Here is a 14,767-nt window from a genome sequence, read left to right as displayed (position 1 = left end):
TTAGCTTATGATTTGTGCCTGCTGCTGCCCAGAATTCTCTATACTAACCAGCTCGCCCCTGCATTCGTTCACGTCGGCTTCGGTAATTTTCACATGGCACAGTTGGCCCTGCAACTGATCGTCACCTGCAAAGAACACCTGCAAATAGTTATCACTGAAGCCATGCTGGATATCCCGGACCGGAGCGTCCTTGGCGGATCTTTCCGGAATAACGGTCAGAGTCTTGCCTATAAATTTACGCGCGTAAGCCAGTTGCATGTCCTCGGACAGATCAATCAGCTCCTGCACACGGACATTCTTGATCTCTTCATCCACCTGATCCTCCATCCGCGCCGCCGGTGTACCGGTCCGCTTCGAATACGGGAACACATGCATTTCCGAGAAATTGACAGCCTTCATGAAATCGTACCCTGCACGGAACATTTCATCGGTCTCGCCCGGGAAGCCCACAATGACGTCAGTCGTTATGCCGACATCCGGCATCGCCTGGCGGATCAGCTGCATTTTGGCGAAGTATTCTTCCGTTGTATACTTCCGGCGCATCCGCTTCAGCACCTCGTTATGTCCGGCTTGCAGCGGGATATGCAGATGGCGGCACATTTTGGAGGAACGGTTCAGCACCTCAAGCAGCTTCTCGTCAATTTGGCTGGCCTCAATGGAACTGATGCGAACCCGCTCCAAGCCATCTACTTTATCCAGCTCCCACAGCAAATCCGAGAGACGGTAATTCTCCAGATCATCACCGTAGCCGCCGGTATGAATACCGGTCAGGACGAATTCTTTATAACCGGCCTCGACCAATTGATGCGCTTGAGCCACGATGCTCTTGGGGTCCCGGCTGCGGGACAACCCGCGTGACCACGGAATAATGCAGAACGTACAGAAGTTGTTGCAGCCATCCTGGATCTTCAGGAAGGCCCGCGTCCGGTCCGCAAAACCCGGCACATCCAGCTCCTCGAATTCACGGGTCTTCATAATGTTACGGACGGCGTTAACTGGTCGACGCGATTCCTGAATGTTCTTCACATGCGTCATAATCTGATCGCGATCCTGATTGCCGATCACCAGATCCACACCGGGGATATCCAGAATTTCGCCCGGAGACGTCTGAGCATAGCAGCCGGTCACCGCCACGATGGCCTCCGGATTGCGCCGTACGGCGCGGCGGATCATTTGCCGGCTTTTTTTATCACCGGTGTTCGTTACAGTACAAGTGTTAATCAAATAGACATCGGCGGCTCCTTCGAAATCAACCTGCTCGTAACCTTCATTTTTGAACAGCTGCCAGATGGCTTCAGTATCGTAAAAGTTAACTTTACAACCTAAAGTATAAAATGCTACGGATGACATTTCTTTAGGCTCCCCCCATTTCTCCGGATTCATATAAAATACAGGCAGCGGCAACCATGCCCGCCGTCTCACAGCGCAGGATGCGCCTGCCCAAACCGACGGAAACCGCACCGGCAGCTTCCGCTTCGCGGCATTCTTCAGTACTGAAGCCGCCCTCCGGGCCTACAATGACCAGCACCGAACGGGACGATTCTGCAGTAAGCGATGACACCCAAGGCGCTACCGCGCTTCTGAGCTGCAGTCCTTCTTCCTTCTCATAACAGAAATACACGGCACCATATTCCCCGAACGATTGCAGCAGCTTCTTCCATGATAACGGGGAATGCACTGCCGGAACGATGTTCCGGTGAGCCTGCTCCGCTGCCTCCTTGGAGATCTTGCGCCAGCGTTCCAGACGTTTGCTCTCCTTGCGTTCATCGTATTGTACAATGGTACGCTCCGACAGAAAGGGTGTAAAGGCTACCGCGCCGATTTCCGTACACTTTTGAATGACCGTTTCCATCTTGTCGCCTTTGGGCAGACTTTGGGCCACTGTAATCTTCAGCGACGCTTCCCGGGTCATGTTGAGGCTTTCCAGCACAGTAGCTGTAACCTCGCCTATTTCAATGTTCGCAATCTCCACCAAAGCCTCACGGGAAACGCCGTCACTAACAATCAGTTTGTCCCCTGTCTTTCCGCGCATTACCTTGGTTATATGACGGGCGTCCTCGCCGTCGATTCTCACTCTATCACCGCTGAACTGCTCCGGTGTAACGAAATACCGCTGCATATTTATCAACACCTTGTTCATTTATTCAGGCGAAAAGGCGACATCCCTGTATAGCAGGTACATTGCCGCCGTCCTTCGCGCATATTATTAACCAAAACCCATCATACAACGATAAAACAGGCCTGGGTAGTCCTGTGTATCTTCTCAGGTAAAAAGCTGATAGAAGAAATTCACGGAATCTATATACATGAAATAGGACCAATTATACAAGGGGCCAATGGTATTCGCCCGCAGGACCGGAATGAACAGGATCAGCAAAAAAATGAAAATGGACCACTGCTCGAACTGCTGCAGCTTGCCTCTGATCGGGCGCGGGGCCAAATCCTCAACGATCCGGTAACCATCCAGCGGAGGCAGCGGAATCAAATTAAAGAAGAAGAGGAAAAAATTCAATGAAATAAAGGTGTAAAAAAACAGTTCTCCCGCTTCCTGAACTCGGCTCACGGGAATCGGATTTAAGACTCCGGTAGCGAGCAGCACCGCATAAATCAATGCCCCTGCAATCCCAAGCAGGAGATTGCTGATCGGACCTACCGCAGAGACAATCACACCCATCAGTCGCGGACGGCTGAAGTTCTCCCGATTGACCGGAACGGGCCGCGCCCAACCGAAACCGGCAAGAATGAGCAGCACAATACCGAAGAAATCGAAATGCACCGCAGGATTAAGCGTCATGCGTCCCAGCAGCCGCGCTGTCGGATCACCGAACTTGTTGGCGAAATAAGCATGGCTGAATTCATGGACAGTAAAAGCAATAAGAATGCTAAGCAGCAGGAACGGAAGCTGGTCAAGCGGAACACTAATAAAATTTTGCAAGGAATCCATTTCTACCTCTTTCCGGCTGTAAACGCCACCCAATCTTCTTCACGGGAAACTTCAATAATATCGAAGCCCGATTTGGTCAATGCCTGTTCCACAAGTCCTTCTTTGTCCTTATAAATTCCTGAGGTGATATAGATTCCCCCCGGTTGCAGCGCACGGTATACATCATCCGTAAACAGGACGATAATCTCCGCCAGAATATTAGCCACCACAATCTTGACCGGCAAAGTAACACCCAGGCTGTCCTGTGACACTGGTTCAGTATCCGCAGCAGAGCCGGTTATTACATGGCCGGGTCTGGCCGAAGGCCACATTTCTCCTGCCGCCGAATCCGCAGCGCTTTCCCCGCCAAGCAGTGACAGCAGATCGCTTTCCTTGACGGTAATCCGGTCCTGAAGACAGTTCAGCTGCACATTCTCCCGGGCACTTTCTACCGCAACCGGATCAAGATCCAAGGCGAGTACGGACTTCGCTCCCAGCAGCATAGCCCCGACAGCCAAAATACCCGAGCCAGTGCCGACATCAATCACTTCCTCGCCGCCGGCAATATTTTTCTCCAATGCCCGCAAACACAATGCTGTCGTAGGATGCGTGCCTGTTCCGAACGCCATCCCCGGGTCCAGCTCAATAATGGCTTCATCCGGGCTGGCTGGCGTATATTCCTCCCACGTAGGCTTGATCGTCAAACGCTCTGACACGCGCAGCGGTTTAAAATACTGTTTCCACGCATGAGCCCATTCGTCCTCATCGACTGTTTTCCAGGAAATCAGCGCTTTGCCGGGATTGATTCCGAATCCCCGAAGCTCCTCGACACGAGGTGCAACCTCCGCAATGACCTCATCCATAGAGATGGTCTCGGAATAATAACCTTTTATAACGGCCTCCCCCTCAGGAATATCATTGAGCGGCTGGTCGTATAATTCACCGTAGCGTGTATCTCTTACTTTATTCAGCGTGCCGGATTCCTCAATGGAAACACCGCCCGCACCTGCCTCGTAGAGCAGATTGGATATCATTTCTTGCGCTTCCTCCGTTGTATGTATCGTCAGTTCATGCCATAACATCTTTTATGAAATCCTCCTTAAAATTTTGACCATTAGCTATTATAACATTTTGTTCCGGCAAAAGCAGTCCAGCGTATGGTCGTCAACCATCCCCGAAGCTTGCATGTACGCATAACAGATCGTGGAACCGACGAACTTCATGCCTTTCTTTTTCAAAGCCTTGCTCATTGCGTCGGACTGCGGGGTTGTCACCGGGACTTCGGCTTTATTCTTCCAGTAGTTGATGACCGGAACACCGCCTGTAAAACTCCACACATAATTCGCAAAGCTGCCTTCTTCCTCGCAAATCTGCCGGTATACCTGCGCATTACGGATAATGGAGTTTATTTTTAAACGGTTTCTAATAATCCCCGGATCATTCATGAGTTCAGCAATCTTCGCTTCATCATAATGGACAATCTTCTCCGGATCAAATCCGTCAAAAACTGCTCCATAATGCTCCCTTTTCTTCAAAATCGTATACCAGCTCAGTCCGGCCTGCATCCCCTCCAGCATCAGCAGCTCGAACAATTTGCGGTCATCGTACAGGGGCTTGCCCCACTCTTCATCATGGTACGAAATATAAAGCGGGTCTTCGTTGACCCAGGAGCATCTAGTTACATTCATTAGGTTGACTTTCCTTTCTGTTGGCAGATGATACATGTGGCATTTTGTTTTATTTTTCTGACAAGAATATTTCGTTTAGTTGCTTTTCAAGCTTAGATTCCCCCTCCCCTTCCCCCTCCCCTTTATCTTTAGAAGTAACCATATAAATATTACCTGTAATAATCTCAACGACTTCCCCATCAAAATAATTTTTTTTGAATTTTTTATATAATGTCATTCTATCCTTGTTCAATGCTTCTTGATTTTCATATTCATAAATAAATACAATGGTAAACCTCGGAGTAACTAAAGCTGTTTGATCAATTGCTAATGTACTATTCACTGAGTTGGGACTCGGCCTACGGGATTCTCTGAATGGAAAGTTTTTTTCACTCAATAAACTTAATACTTCATCAAGATTCATATGAGAAGTAGCTCCTTCTTTGTTATACAAGATATAACACGATTTGTATCCCAAGAGGGATAACACACCAAGTTTTGATGCATTTTCCCTGCCCGTTATCAGAGAAGACTACCGATCATAATGTCAGTAGTCTTCTCATATTACCTCCTCCGGCAACTGCAAACGTTTCTGCAAAACTTCCAGCAAATTTCCGCGAGGGTCATACAGGTAGTCATTAATCTCACTTCCGGTTGTCAGCTGTGTAAGACGGTCAGCTTCATCATAGGCGTAGGACTCGGTTTCCGACAGTTCGCCCCACTGGCTTGTTCTCTGCATCCGGTTCCCTACCGCTCCTTGCGTACAGTTACGATAATTTTTCAAAAACCGCAAGATAACGAACATAGCAAAAAACAGTATCGCCGCCCACCTTCGGGGCGAACTTGGATAAGTCCTTCAGTACAGCACATAGATACTTACTGTTAAACTGCGGCGGAAACTGAACCAGTGAAGCAAGCGGTATCATCCCCTTTGGTGCATATACAATTTCCATCCTCGTTTGCTCCCTTTGATTTTCTGCCGCCTCGTCTCCAACAGCTGACGTTTCTTGTCATACACCCGACAATAGCCATCCTCCTGACGTTGGTATTTGCCGTTGTAATAGCGAGTGCCTTTGAATAGCCGTAGCTTGCGACCTTTCGTAGACATCGTGAACAGTTCATTTATTGGAACGGAGATGTCGAAAGCCACATCACACCGCACAAACAAGATTTGATTAGCGTATTCTCGGATTTGTTCGAGCCAATGACGGAAGCCAAAAAGGGACTTCGGATAGGCCTCAATTCTCAACGTGTTCTTACGAATTTTCGGAGCGTAGAGCAACTTATAGAGATATTCAGGAAGTGTTCTCCTGTGTTGATTTTGATGCGGTATTGAAATCCTCTTTCCCCAACCGTCATCTTGACCCCGTAGTAATGACAGATTCGTTTATGGAACTCATTGAAGAAATCCCAGTACACGTCTGTAAAGTCAATGACCATACGGTCAATGGATACAGTGACCCCTTTCATGTGCCGCCCCCTCCCGAATTTTTTCATGAATTTCGGGCTTAATTAGAGGGCAGGTGGCTAGCCTTTAACACATGACCTTCCCGTTGTTAGATGTTCAGTTATGTCCTGACAATATAGTGGTCGGACTGTCCTGCGAATTAGTTGTGATGTTCCCGACACTATATGCATCGGGGCAACTATTCAAGAAGTTGCGTCTGTTTTGAAAAACCTGTGAGAAAACGAAGATAACAAAAAACAGGTCAATCATGGTGGTATCTGACCATAATCGTCCTGTTCGATGTAACGGAATAGCGTTATTTAGGGTTAAAATTCAAGCATTGATGTGCGTACAAACAAATGACGAAATTTTTATACGGATATACTTGAGTTATATGTGTTATTGGTTGAATGATGGGTTCATTCGTCACTGGGTAGCCTGCACCCAAAAAAGAACCTTAAGGGAGTCTTGTGTCCCTTAAGGTTTTGGATACTATCTCAAAATTTGTTCTACGGCTCTCTCTAAATCAACTTCATCCTGACCAATCTCCACTAGGCAACTATCATCATCTGTTGCAGGTTCAAAACCGATTCTAATTTTCGGAATATCGTATTTGCCTTTTAGACCTACAAGAGATTCTACTATTTTCATGGCTTTCAACCTTACTTCAGAACTCTTACCCTCGAATAATTCACTCTCTGAAAAATTAAATGTAATATCCCCAGAATCTTTATTAAATGAAAATATTATCATCACATCTTTTAAGCTACATCCTATATCTATTTGGTTCAGAAACACATTTCCCGTTCCAACTGGTGAAAGTACCTCCTGGAAACTTTTGATTTGATGAAATTCAATATCTTCTTCACTGCTGTTATCAAAAAAATGAGAGGATTTAACTTCTGACGATTTAATTTTAAGTTCATCAAAAACTAACTTGTCTAACTCATCTTTTCGGAAATCTTCCAGTATAATTTCAAGATTTTCCAAATTATCCACTCCTTTTTATTGGTCAATAAAGCCCTTAAATGTTCCGTCTAGGTTGAGTCTTACTCCTCTACCATCAGGCAGTTTCTTTTCTAGGAATGTGATACCTCTGTCGTTTGTAACTTTAACAAAATCTCCAGGAGCATCAATAATTTCTTCCAAATGTCTCTGTGCCGTCTGATTTATTTGGTCTGGGCCACCCTTAACTTTACCCCAAATATCAGGATTTCTTCCTGCATGTTTTTGTAGAGCATGACCTACAACCGTCTCTCCGCCTTTCTTAGCTTGTGTTGCTGAATCAATAATGGTATCACGACTGACACTGACACCATTACCCGTCCCCTTAGCAGGTTTAGAAGAACTTAAACTATACATGCCATATGCGCTATATGCAGCAATGGCGGTTGTATCAACTTTAAACCAAAAACTTGCATTTTCAAAAGACATCTGATCGACTTCGGCTACGGTTAATTTAGATAGATCAACACCCTGTTTCCTTAGGGAATTCAACTTGAAAACGAGGTAGGAATTATTGCGTAGTGCTCCGGCATCCAATCTCTCGTATGCCTTAGTGCCGTAATTCCAAACCGCATAATATTGCTGTGCAAAATAAAGGCCTTTGGCAGTACTATCAAACTTCCACCGTCCAGGATATTTTTGTAAGACCTGGGCTAATGTAAGCTTAGTTATATCTTGAGTAGTTCCTCCACCTCCACCTGTACCTGCTTCAGCCCTATGCCCACTTGGATCTACATAAAGAAGCGGATTATTCCCCACATACGCATACAGGTTTTGACTCAGCGGGTTACCTAATGTCCCCTTATACGTATCCTCACTTACAAACCTGCCGATCTCAGGCTCGTAGTACCGCGCTCTGGCATACGTATTGCTGCTGGTAAAATCATAACCCAATCCCGTGTAACCGAACAGGTTGTCCGGACCCGGCCAGTTGAAATCAAACTTCTTCGCGTCCAGCGGCACGCCGAATTCGTCGTAATGGTAGCGTGAGGATACGCGCCCGTCTTTCTCCACAAGCCCCAGTGTACTGCCGAGCGCATCCTGCATGTACCACAGCGTCTTCGGCTGCACACCCGGTTCAGCTCCTCCTGCACCAGGAGTAGGTTCCCAGCCGTTATTGGAATCGTAGGCTGGCAGGTAGGTCATGCTGAGGCGCTCGCCGCCGGCCCCGTACACGTAGGTCTGCTTCCATTTACTGCTGTCCGCTTCCGCAACCTCAATCGGTTCGGGCAATGCCAGGCTTACGTCATTGGTAAAGTTCAATTCCCAATGCTCTTTCTTGAACTGCTTCTCCCACCCGTCGCGCGGTCCACCCGGGTGCAGGTCCGGATACTCCTCATCCGCATTGCCGCATTTCTTGGCTAGGCCCGGTGGAATGAAACCCGGCGGCACGACTTGGCAATTATTCGAACCATTGCCGTTTCCATTGCCGTTTCCGTTTCCATTACCGTTGCTGTTTCCTTTGCCGCTATTACCATTCCCGTTCCCTTTGCCATTCCCTTTACCTGAACCGCCATGGGCGTAATCAATGGTCATCTTCATCCGGTTCCCATCGCCGTCGTAGGCATAGCGGGTAATGTCGCCTTTAGCATTGGTTTGCCCTGTTAACCGGTTGGCCCCGTCCACACATATTGCTCGATAACTTCCGTTTCCGACCAATCTTCTGCTTCCCGGGCAGCAAGCAGCGGATCCGTCTCGTCGGCGTGAAGCAGAGGGTCAGCGCCCGTTTCTAGAGCGGTCGTCCCGGACGATGCCCCATAGACATCACTTGCAACTGTAGAACTTTCCTTATCACCTGTCAGTGCTGTAACTTCCGGCAGATCCAGGTGCTTCTGCAGAACCTCCAGCAAATTTCCGCGAGGGTCATACCGATAGTCATTAATCTCACTTCCGGTTGTCAGCTGTGTAAGACGATCGGCCTCATCATAGGTGTAGGACTCGGTTTCTGAGAGTTCGCCCCACGAGCTTGTTCTCTGCATCCGGTTCCCTACCGCGTCATACTGGTAGCGGGTGATTGCAGGAAGATCGGTGGATATTGAATTTTGTGTCTGCACCTCTACCAGTTGGTTCAACGCATCGTACGCATAATCGGTTACTGATTCGTTCCTCGCTGTCGTCTTCGCCGGAATCCTCCTCATCGTTGCCGTCTGACGTGCGTTCACTCCCTATACGGTTGCCGACAGGATCATACGAGTAGGTCAGCTGTTCCAGAACTTTTTGGAATTGATTGCTGTGTGTGAGTTGCAGCAATTGACCGGCATCGTCATAAGTATAGGTGCTTTCTCCCAGCGTCGGAAGCTTCTTGGAAGCAAGCAGCCCCCGGGCATCATAGGTATAAGTGGTATTCCTGCCCTCAGCATCCGTCACCCCAGTCATCCTGTCCATCAGGTCATACTGATAGGTGACGGAAGTACCTTCCGGATATTCCACTCGGCTCCGCTGACCGGTTGCCGTCCATTCAAACCGAACGGTTTTCGAGTTCGAATCGGTGGTCTGAGTCAGTCGGTTTAGCGCATCGTAAACATACGCTGTCGTTCCCAGCTCGTCCGTCATCCGCGTTCTACGGCTGGCAGCGTCATAGTCGTAACCGACCTGTTTTCCATCCGGATACGCAATGCCCGTCAATCGGTTCAACTTGTCGTAAGCGTAACGGGTCAACGCGCCGTCGGGCGATGTAAGATCCGTCATGTTGCCCATACTGTCGTAGGCAAAAGCCGTTATACGCCCCAAGGGACCAGCCTCACGGACCAGCTCACTGCGTCGATTATAATCATAAGTGGTGACGCGTCCCAAAGCATCCGTCTTGGATGTAATATTGCCCAGCGCGTCATACCTGTAAGCTGTCGTATGACCCTGCGCATTCGTGACCTCCAGCAGGCGGCCCAGGGTATCGTAACCATATTGGGTCGACTGTCCCTTGGCATCCTTCAGACCCGTGAGTTGTCATTCCGCACCGTTCGGCTTCACCGTCCGGGTCAATCGGCCAGCTTCGTCGTAGCCATACGATGTAATTTGGCCTAGTGCGTCCGTTTCCTCAATCAATCGTCCCAGTGCATCATAGGCGTATTGCACGTTGTGCCCAAGCTGATCTGTCTCTTGGGTCAGTTGGCCTGCCGCATCATAACTGAAGGTGGATACGCCGCCTGCCGCATCGGTCATCTTCACCGGCAGATTTCGGCGGTCATATTCGATCCGGACACTGCCGTCATTGGGCTGTTTTACGAGAATTACATTTCCGTTGCCATCGTATTCATAAGTGCTGACACTCCCCTCCGGATCGGTAATTGAATCCATCCGATTGCTGGAGTCATACTCATAAATCGTCTCCGAGCCTGCCGCATCCGTCTGCTTGATCCTATTCCCCACCGCATCATAGGTGTAACGGGTGGTGTTGCCCAGTGCATCGGTTTCGGACGCGAGCATGCCAAAGCTTGAATAACTATATGAGGTTCGGGAACCGGAAGCATCGGTGTAACCGATAAGATTGCTTTCCTTATCGTACTCATAACGTTCCGTGTGTCCTAACGCATCAATGCGTGCCGTCACCCGGTCCCTCGGGTCGTATTCAAGCTTCGTACGGTGCCCAAGCGCATCTGCAATCTCCGTAACCCGGTGCAGCGGGTCGCGGACAAACTCCTGCCGGTTGCCGAGCGGGTCCGCAATCAGGCTGGCGAATCCGTACGAGTCGTTCTCTATCGATGTCTGCTCGCCCTTGGCGTTAATGATTGACTTGTGTAGAGGTTCTCAATCCGAATCCGCCGCAGCCCAAAGGCTTGAAGATTATTCCAGACCAGGCAAGCGAGAAGCATACGATCCGCGGCATTGCGGAGATCGGCACCAAGGTAGAGCTTAAGATGAAACGGATTCGGAGGGTAGGCGACAATACGACCTTCGATGACGGTAAAGTGGAGACCCTCGTTACGTGAGTTGCCGTGAAGCCTCGAACCTCATCCTGGGCGCTCGACATATCTGCTGACGCTTCCTATTTCCCAGATTTTCCGAAACGGCCAGACAATCCGCCAAGCTAAATATATCGGGGAGTGGGAAGTGAAGGTGGAGCTTCCTGCCTATGAAATTGCGGAAATTCAAGCCTTCGTTACAAGGGACTTTGATAGTAAACGTTCGACGGGGTCCGAGACGCTTCACGTGCTTCAGATCTTTCGTTCTGTGTCTTTTCAGTTGCTGATCGGTTAGTTTGTACTGTCTGCCGTTAAATACGTTATCGCACCAGGTTTGCGTTGGTCATACAGTGGACGATTACCCTATATCCAAAATTAATTAGTTGCAAAAAATTTATACAATTTCCAAGCTGTTATTTGTATTGTTAGCGATACAGCGGGGGACAAAAAGAAACCACAATACGAGGATTAGTCGATTGTGGTTTTCCTATTAGTTTGATGCTAGCTTAGTCTCCCATTTGATAACATGTAATTTTTCATAATTATATACATCAATAATGTCTTGACACAGCAATTTTATTTCATCTATTTCCTTACTTTTTTTTACAAACTGCAAAGTTGCTTTGAATCCTGTTTCTTGCAAACTGTAATCCAATAATTTGAATGGCTTAATGTCTTTGCTTCCAGTAGGATAAGTCCAGTTATTAAGTATTGTTTTTGTAGATATCCCTCCACTATCATACACAGCTACACTACCATCTGTGGTTACTTCAACTGTAACAACGGTATTCTTTGTAATAACAAAATCAATTGAGGTATATACGGTATTGATATCATCCCAACTCAATTCACTCACCATCCAGGCGCTAATTTTTTTCCAGCAGGAAACATTTTAACCAATGCCCTAGCGACAATGATTGCCGCCCCAATAGTAGATAAGTTCTTTCGTGTATTACCATCTCCCTGCTGATACAATTGATACCTTGCTTCACCTAGTTCTGAGAATGTAATTTCCATCTTAATATCATCAAAAACAGTAATGCCAGACAAAGTTGGCAACATTTCACCCTCTGTTAAATTTCCTGCTTCTTTATATAATTCTAGCTGTGCTTTTGGGTCTTGTCCAAATAACGGTTTTACTTCCCAAACTTTATTGCCCAAAACAATATCAGCTTCAAAGTAACCCTTCTTACTGTTAGGCTTCTTTAACCGTTTTTCTAGTTCTGGATGTTTCCCATAATTTTGATTTAGTTTCTTTGCAACGTTTATTTGGGCAATCTCATGAAAAGGAACGAATAATTCTCTAAAGTTAGGTTCCCCTTTATCCTGCTTGTCACTAAAATCAGGAGCAAGAAATGATATAGTATTTGCCATAAATATTGCAAGAGATGCGTCAGAATCGTTATAGTAGCCATTATTGTATCCTTTTGAAATTAAATTTAATGCCCACGTGTATGTATGTCCACTCGGGTCAGTATAATTAACAGGATTGTTGGCTACATAAGTGTAAAGATTTAGAGATTGAGTGTTCTTGATATCACCCTTATACGTATCCTCACTTACAAACCTGCCAATCTCCGGCTTATAATACCGCGCTCTCGCATACGTATTGCCGCTGGTAAAATCATAACCCAGTCCCGTGTAACCGAACAGGTTATCCGGACCCGGCCAGTTGAGATCAAACTTCTTCGCGTCCAGCGGCACGCCGAATTCGTCATAATGGTAGCGTGAGGATACGCGCCCTGGATACTCAATTTGCGCAAGCGCCTTTTCCATCATATAGTCAAAAAACGGTTTTCGGAGTAGTTCAACAGCGTTCCTCGTTGGCGAAAACTTTTTCATATCATTGTCGCTCGGTCTAACTTCCAGACGTAATATGCTGTTTCCGCTGAAAGATAATGCCCGAAAGCTGGCGGTATTGCCTGTCCAAAGATTGCCGGATATAATGACCGTATCTTAGCAAAGGAAAAGGGATACTTCCGTAGCGTGTATGCCTGCTGGAACAGGCCGCACCGGAAATATCCCCTCATCTTGACATGATCATTGTAGCAAAGTATGACAGCCCTCGGAAAATACGATTCCAGCCGCCGTTCTGGAGCAAGCCATTCTCCTACGCCGGGAGGTACCCGGCCGCAGTGTCGCCCAGCTCATTCAGATTCTGGAATGGGAAGGCCGTGTTACGTCTGGACAAATCAAGCGCAGCACGCTCCAGGAACGACTGACTGCCCATGGCTATAGCTCACGCCACCTGCGGATGTACGCCGAATCCGGCGTAGCGGCAAGGCGATTTCAGCAACGCCACCGCAACCGGTTGTGGCACTCGGACCTGAAATATTACCCTATTTGCCGATTGGACCGGACGGGGCGATGAAGCAGGTTTACCTGGTGGTTTTTCTGGACGACTCGACCCGCTTTGTCCTGCACGGGGAGTTTTATCCCGTGATGGACCAAAGCCTGGTGGAATCGGCGTTTCGTCAAGCGATTCAGAAATACGGCGTGCTCGAATCGGTCTACTTCGACTATACCGAAAAAAATACTATGCCGAAAAACCGTCTGGTTCCCATGTAAATGAACTATTTACGGTGAATTTTTCGGCATAGTATTTTGCATCTCTTCTCCCTGTAAACTGAAATTGGGAAAAATGCCCGAACAATACATGGGAGGTTCCATTATGAAAGAAAAAACCACACTAGAAAGTATGGTAGAAGACGTTTTGAAGGAATTAACCAGATCTGGTTATTGTCAATCTACGATTCGTAATTACAAGAAAGTATATGCCAGACTGTTAAAGTCTGCAGCTATTTTGCGGACAGATACTTTAGTCAGGCTTTGGTTGCTCATTTCGTCAATGACTCCGCAAATACAAGGACTGGACAGTACTGCCATTCACGTAAATGCCTACACAGTTCCTGCATAAGAAAGCTGAGAGAATACGAAGAAAAAGGCTACGTTGGCTGGAAAGCCACTGTGGAAAACAAAGTGGATGAGCCTGTAACTGCTGAATTCCAAGACCTTCATACTCATTTTCTAGTGCATCTTCAAACAGAGGAAAAAAGCAAAAACACCTTGGATTCGTACCGGAATATTTCCTGTAAATTCCTTATCTCCATTGAAAAGCTGGGCCATACCGATTTAAAAGCTGTTCCTTTGGCATTCATCCATCAGTTCTTCAATGAATTAAGAGGCACTTGGCAAGCAGTAATCCATGTGAAAAGTGTTGGCTATAAACTGAATCCCTATCATGTTCATCTCCGCCATACTTTGTATGCCTTACATGACTGATTTAATATTGCCATACTCAGAATGTCAAATGCAAAAAAAGAAAACCACATGCGAGCTATAGCCCCATGTGGTTAGTCGATAGTTAATAACAATTTACGTACAATTTTTAAATGTTTCTAATATTGCATTTCCTAATTGGGTATTACTACATTCTAGTGGAACTATCATATCGAGAGCATCATTTTCAAAATCAAAATATCCTTTTTTCTCAGCTCTTAAAGGAACAAACTTATAGTGTTTACCTGGATAAATATAACCAATTTGTCTTCTTAAATTTTTTGTCATTTTTCCATTTGTACTAAATATTCCGCTCTTTGGTACTGCTCTTTCCTCTAATGTGCTTGTATTCTCCATTGAGCGTGCAAGACACTGAATAAGCATTGTTCCCAGCGCCTCTGCATTAATATCTTCTCCTTCGAGCTTATATTGAAGATTTAATTCGGTTCTATAACCTACTGGAGACCAAACTGAAGGTTTCATTATGATAATATCTGCTGATCGCTGCTGGTATATTCCCACTGTATAATACTTTTTCAAAGTCATT

General features: G+C 46.9%; 22 protein-coding genes. 5 read left to right on the top strand and 17 right to left on the bottom strand.

Translation table 11 applies throughout. The features are described from left to right. From mtaB to PaeBR_RS08690, 14 genes are all read right to left on the bottom strand, one after another. Positions 1-1,350 carry a tRNA (N(6)-L-threonylcarbamoyladenosine(37)-C(2))-methylthiotransferase MtaB gene (gene mtaB, locus PaeBR_RS08755; RefSeq protein WP_410514452.1) on the bottom strand — a complete coding sequence of 450 codons (1,350 nt, stop codon included), beginning with the start codon at positions 1,348-1,350 and terminating at the stop codon, positions 1-3. A 4-nt stretch (positions 1,351-1,354) separates the two neighbouring features. Then, on the bottom strand, positions 1,355-2,119 hold the full coding sequence (locus PaeBR_RS08750) for an RsmE family RNA methyltransferase (protein ID WP_410515121.1): 765 nt from the start codon (positions 2,117-2,119) through the stop codon (positions 1,355-1,357). Between the two features lie 144 nt (positions 2,120-2,263). Further along, positions 2,264-2,944: a site-2 protease family protein gene (locus PaeBR_RS08745; RefSeq protein ID WP_410514451.1), complete on the bottom strand. Its 681-nt coding sequence runs from the start codon at positions 2,942-2,944 to the stop codon at positions 2,264-2,266. Positions 2,945-2,946: 2 nt separating this feature from the next. Next, positions 2,947-4,005 carry a 50S ribosomal protein L11 methyltransferase gene (gene prmA, locus PaeBR_RS08740; protein ID WP_410514450.1) on the bottom strand — a complete coding sequence of 353 codons (1,059 nt, stop codon included), beginning with the start codon at positions 4,003-4,005 and terminating at the stop codon, positions 2,947-2,949. A 39-nt stretch (positions 4,006-4,044) separates the two neighbouring features. Then, on the bottom strand, positions 4,045-4,611 hold the full coding sequence (locus PaeBR_RS08735; RefSeq protein WP_410514449.1) for a DNA-3-methyladenine glycosylase I: 567 nt from the start codon (positions 4,609-4,611) through the stop codon (positions 4,045-4,047). Positions 4,612-4,660: 49 nt separating this feature from the next. Further along, entirely contained in the window at positions 4,661-5,014 is a 354-nt protein-coding gene (locus PaeBR_RS08730) for a hypothetical protein (protein ID WP_410514448.1), read from the bottom strand. A 135-nt stretch (positions 5,015-5,149) separates the two neighbouring features. After that, positions 5,150-5,329, bottom strand: coding sequence for a hypothetical protein (locus PaeBR_RS08725; protein WP_410514447.1), 180 nt, complete (start codon positions 5,327-5,329; stop codon positions 5,150-5,152). Between the two features lie 28 nt (positions 5,330-5,357). Then, on the bottom strand, positions 5,358-5,543 hold the full coding sequence (locus PaeBR_RS08720; protein WP_410514446.1) for a hypothetical protein: 186 nt from the start codon (positions 5,541-5,543) through the stop codon (positions 5,358-5,360). A 292-nt stretch (positions 5,544-5,835) separates the two neighbouring features. Next, on the bottom strand, positions 5,836-6,060 hold the full coding sequence (locus PaeBR_RS08715; RefSeq protein WP_410514445.1) for a hypothetical protein: 225 nt from the start codon (positions 6,058-6,060) through the stop codon (positions 5,836-5,838). A 469-nt stretch (positions 6,061-6,529) separates the two neighbouring features. Beyond that, positions 6,530-7,036 carry a hypothetical protein gene (locus tag PaeBR_RS08710; RefSeq protein WP_410514444.1) on the bottom strand — a complete coding sequence of 169 codons (507 nt, stop codon included), beginning with the start codon at positions 7,034-7,036 and terminating at the stop codon, positions 6,530-6,532. A gap of 6 nt (positions 7,037-7,042) precedes the next feature. Then, positions 7,043-8,668, bottom strand: a complete 1,626-nt coding sequence (locus PaeBR_RS08705) for an RHS repeat domain-containing protein (protein ID WP_410514443.1) — start codon at positions 8,666-8,668, stop codon at positions 7,043-7,045. Then, a complete protein-coding gene (locus PaeBR_RS08700; RefSeq protein ID WP_410514442.1) occupies positions 8,647-9,021 on the bottom strand; it encodes a hypothetical protein in 375 nt (124 codons plus the stop codon). The genes PaeBR_RS08705 and PaeBR_RS08700 overlap by 22 nt, the downstream gene beginning before the upstream one ends. A 16-nt stretch (positions 9,022-9,037) precedes the next feature. After that, positions 9,038-9,835, bottom strand: a complete 798-nt coding sequence (locus PaeBR_RS08695; RefSeq protein WP_410514441.1) for a hypothetical protein — start codon at positions 9,833-9,835, stop codon at positions 9,038-9,040. Between the two features lie 150 nt (positions 9,836-9,985). Next, positions 9,986-10,588 carry a hypothetical protein gene (locus PaeBR_RS08690; RefSeq protein ID WP_410514440.1) on the bottom strand — a complete coding sequence of 201 codons (603 nt, stop codon included), beginning with the start codon at positions 10,586-10,588 and terminating at the stop codon, positions 9,986-9,988. Positions 10,589-10,767: 179 nt separating this feature from the next. Between PaeBR_RS08690 and PaeBR_RS08685 the strand changes: the two genes are divergently transcribed. Further along, positions 10,768-10,968, top strand: a complete 201-nt coding sequence (locus PaeBR_RS08685; RefSeq protein ID WP_410514439.1) for a hypothetical protein — start codon at positions 10,768-10,770, stop codon at positions 10,966-10,968. A 121-nt stretch (positions 10,969-11,089) separates the two neighbouring features. Further along, positions 11,090-11,236 carry a hypothetical protein gene (locus PaeBR_RS08680; RefSeq protein WP_410514438.1) on the top strand — a complete coding sequence of 49 codons (147 nt, stop codon included), beginning with the start codon at positions 11,090-11,092 and terminating at the stop codon, positions 11,234-11,236. 195 nt (positions 11,237-11,431) lie between these two features. Here PaeBR_RS08680 and PaeBR_RS08675 read toward each other — a convergent pair whose 3' ends face one another. Both PaeBR_RS08675 and PaeBR_RS08670 read right to left on the bottom strand, forming a co-directional pair. Beyond that, on the bottom strand, positions 11,432-11,788 hold the full coding sequence (locus PaeBR_RS08675; RefSeq protein WP_410514437.1) for a hypothetical protein: 357 nt from the start codon (positions 11,786-11,788) through the stop codon (positions 11,432-11,434). Between the two features lie 5 nt (positions 11,789-11,793). Further along, positions 11,794-12,720, bottom strand: coding sequence for an RHS repeat-associated core domain-containing protein (locus tag PaeBR_RS08670; protein WP_410514436.1), 927 nt, complete (start codon positions 12,718-12,720; stop codon positions 11,794-11,796). Between the two features lie 534 nt (positions 12,721-13,254). Between PaeBR_RS08670 and PaeBR_RS08665 the strand changes: the two genes are divergently transcribed. The 3 genes from PaeBR_RS08665 (at position 13,255) to PaeBR_RS08655 (ending at position 14,223) form a co-directional block, all read left to right on the top strand. Further along, the gene (locus PaeBR_RS08665) at positions 13,255-13,509 is read left to right on the top strand and encodes a hypothetical protein (protein ID WP_410514435.1); all 255 of its coding nucleotides are present in this window, start codon (positions 13,255-13,257) and stop codon (positions 13,507-13,509) included. Between the two features lie 103 nt (positions 13,510-13,612). Further along, positions 13,613-13,858, top strand: a complete 246-nt coding sequence (locus PaeBR_RS08660) for a hypothetical protein (protein ID WP_410514434.1) — start codon at positions 13,613-13,615, stop codon at positions 13,856-13,858. Positions 13,859-13,908: 50 nt separating this feature from the next. Continuing rightward, entirely contained in the window at positions 13,909-14,223 is a 315-nt protein-coding gene (locus PaeBR_RS08655; protein ID WP_410514433.1) for a hypothetical protein, read from the top strand. Positions 14,224-14,316: 93 nt separating this feature from the next. Here the strand turns inward: PaeBR_RS08655 and PaeBR_RS08650 are convergent, their stop codons facing one another. Next, positions 14,317-14,766 carry a hypothetical protein gene (locus PaeBR_RS08650; protein ID WP_410514432.1) on the bottom strand — a complete coding sequence of 150 codons (450 nt, stop codon included), beginning with the start codon at positions 14,764-14,766 and terminating at the stop codon, positions 14,317-14,319. Between the last annotated feature and the right edge of the window lies 1 nt (position 14,767).

It is taken from the genome of Paenibacillus sp. BR2-3 (genome assembly GCF_046529485.1).
Taxonomy (GTDB): Bacteria; Bacillota; Bacilli; order Paenibacillales; family Paenibacillaceae; genus Paenibacillus_AQ.
The sequence above is the reverse complement of the archived record's forward strand: the minus strand, read 5'-3'. Positions and strand labels throughout refer to the sequence as shown.

Bases quoted from the DNA above. Each gene is read 5' to 3' on its own strand.
- mtaB (WP_410514452.1), bottom strand. From the start codon at position 1,350: ATGTCATCCGTAGCATTTTATACTTTAGGTTGTAAAGTTAACTTTTAC.
- PaeBR_RS08750 (WP_410515121.1), bottom strand. From the start codon at position 2,119: ATGCAGCGGTATTTCGTTACACCGGAGCAGTTCAGCGGTGATAGAGTG.
- PaeBR_RS08745 (WP_410514451.1), bottom strand. From the start codon at position 2,944: ATGGATTCCTTGCAAAATTTTATTAGTGTTCCGCTTGACCAGCTTCCG.
- prmA (WP_410514450.1), bottom strand. From the start codon at position 4,005: ATGTTATGGCATGAACTGACGATACATACAACGGAGGAAGCGCAAGAA.
- PaeBR_RS08735 (WP_410514449.1), bottom strand. From the start codon at position 4,611: ATGAATGTAACTAGATGCTCCTGGGTCAACGAAGACCCGCTTTATATT.
- PaeBR_RS08730 (WP_410514448.1), bottom strand. From the start codon at position 5,014: ATGAATCTTGATGAAGTATTAAGTTTATTGAGTGAAAAAAACTTTCCA.
- PaeBR_RS08725 (WP_410514447.1), bottom strand. From the start codon at position 5,329: ATGCAGAGAACAAGCCAGTGGGGCGAACTGTCGGAAACCGAGTCCTAC.
- PaeBR_RS08720 (WP_410514446.1), bottom strand. From the start codon at position 5,543: ATGGAAATTGTATATGCACCAAAGGGGATGATACCGCTTGCTTCACTG.
- PaeBR_RS08715 (WP_410514445.1), bottom strand. From the start codon at position 6,060: ATGAAAGGGGTCACTGTATCCATTGACCGTATGGTCATTGACTTTACA.
- PaeBR_RS08700 (WP_410514442.1), bottom strand. From the start codon at position 9,021: ATGCAGAGAACAAGCTCGTGGGGCGAACTCTCAGAAACCGAGTCCTAC.
- PaeBR_RS08670 (WP_410514436.1), bottom strand. From the start codon at position 12,720: ATGATGGAAAAGGCGCTTGCGCAAATTGAGTATCCAGGGCGCGTATCC.
- PaeBR_RS08660 (WP_410514434.1), top strand. From the start codon at position 13,613: ATGAAAGAAAAAACCACACTAGAAAGTATGGTAGAAGACGTTTTGAAG.
- PaeBR_RS08650 (WP_410514432.1), bottom strand. From the start codon at position 14,766: ATGACTTTGAAAAAGTATTATACAGTGGGAATATACCAGCAGCGATCA.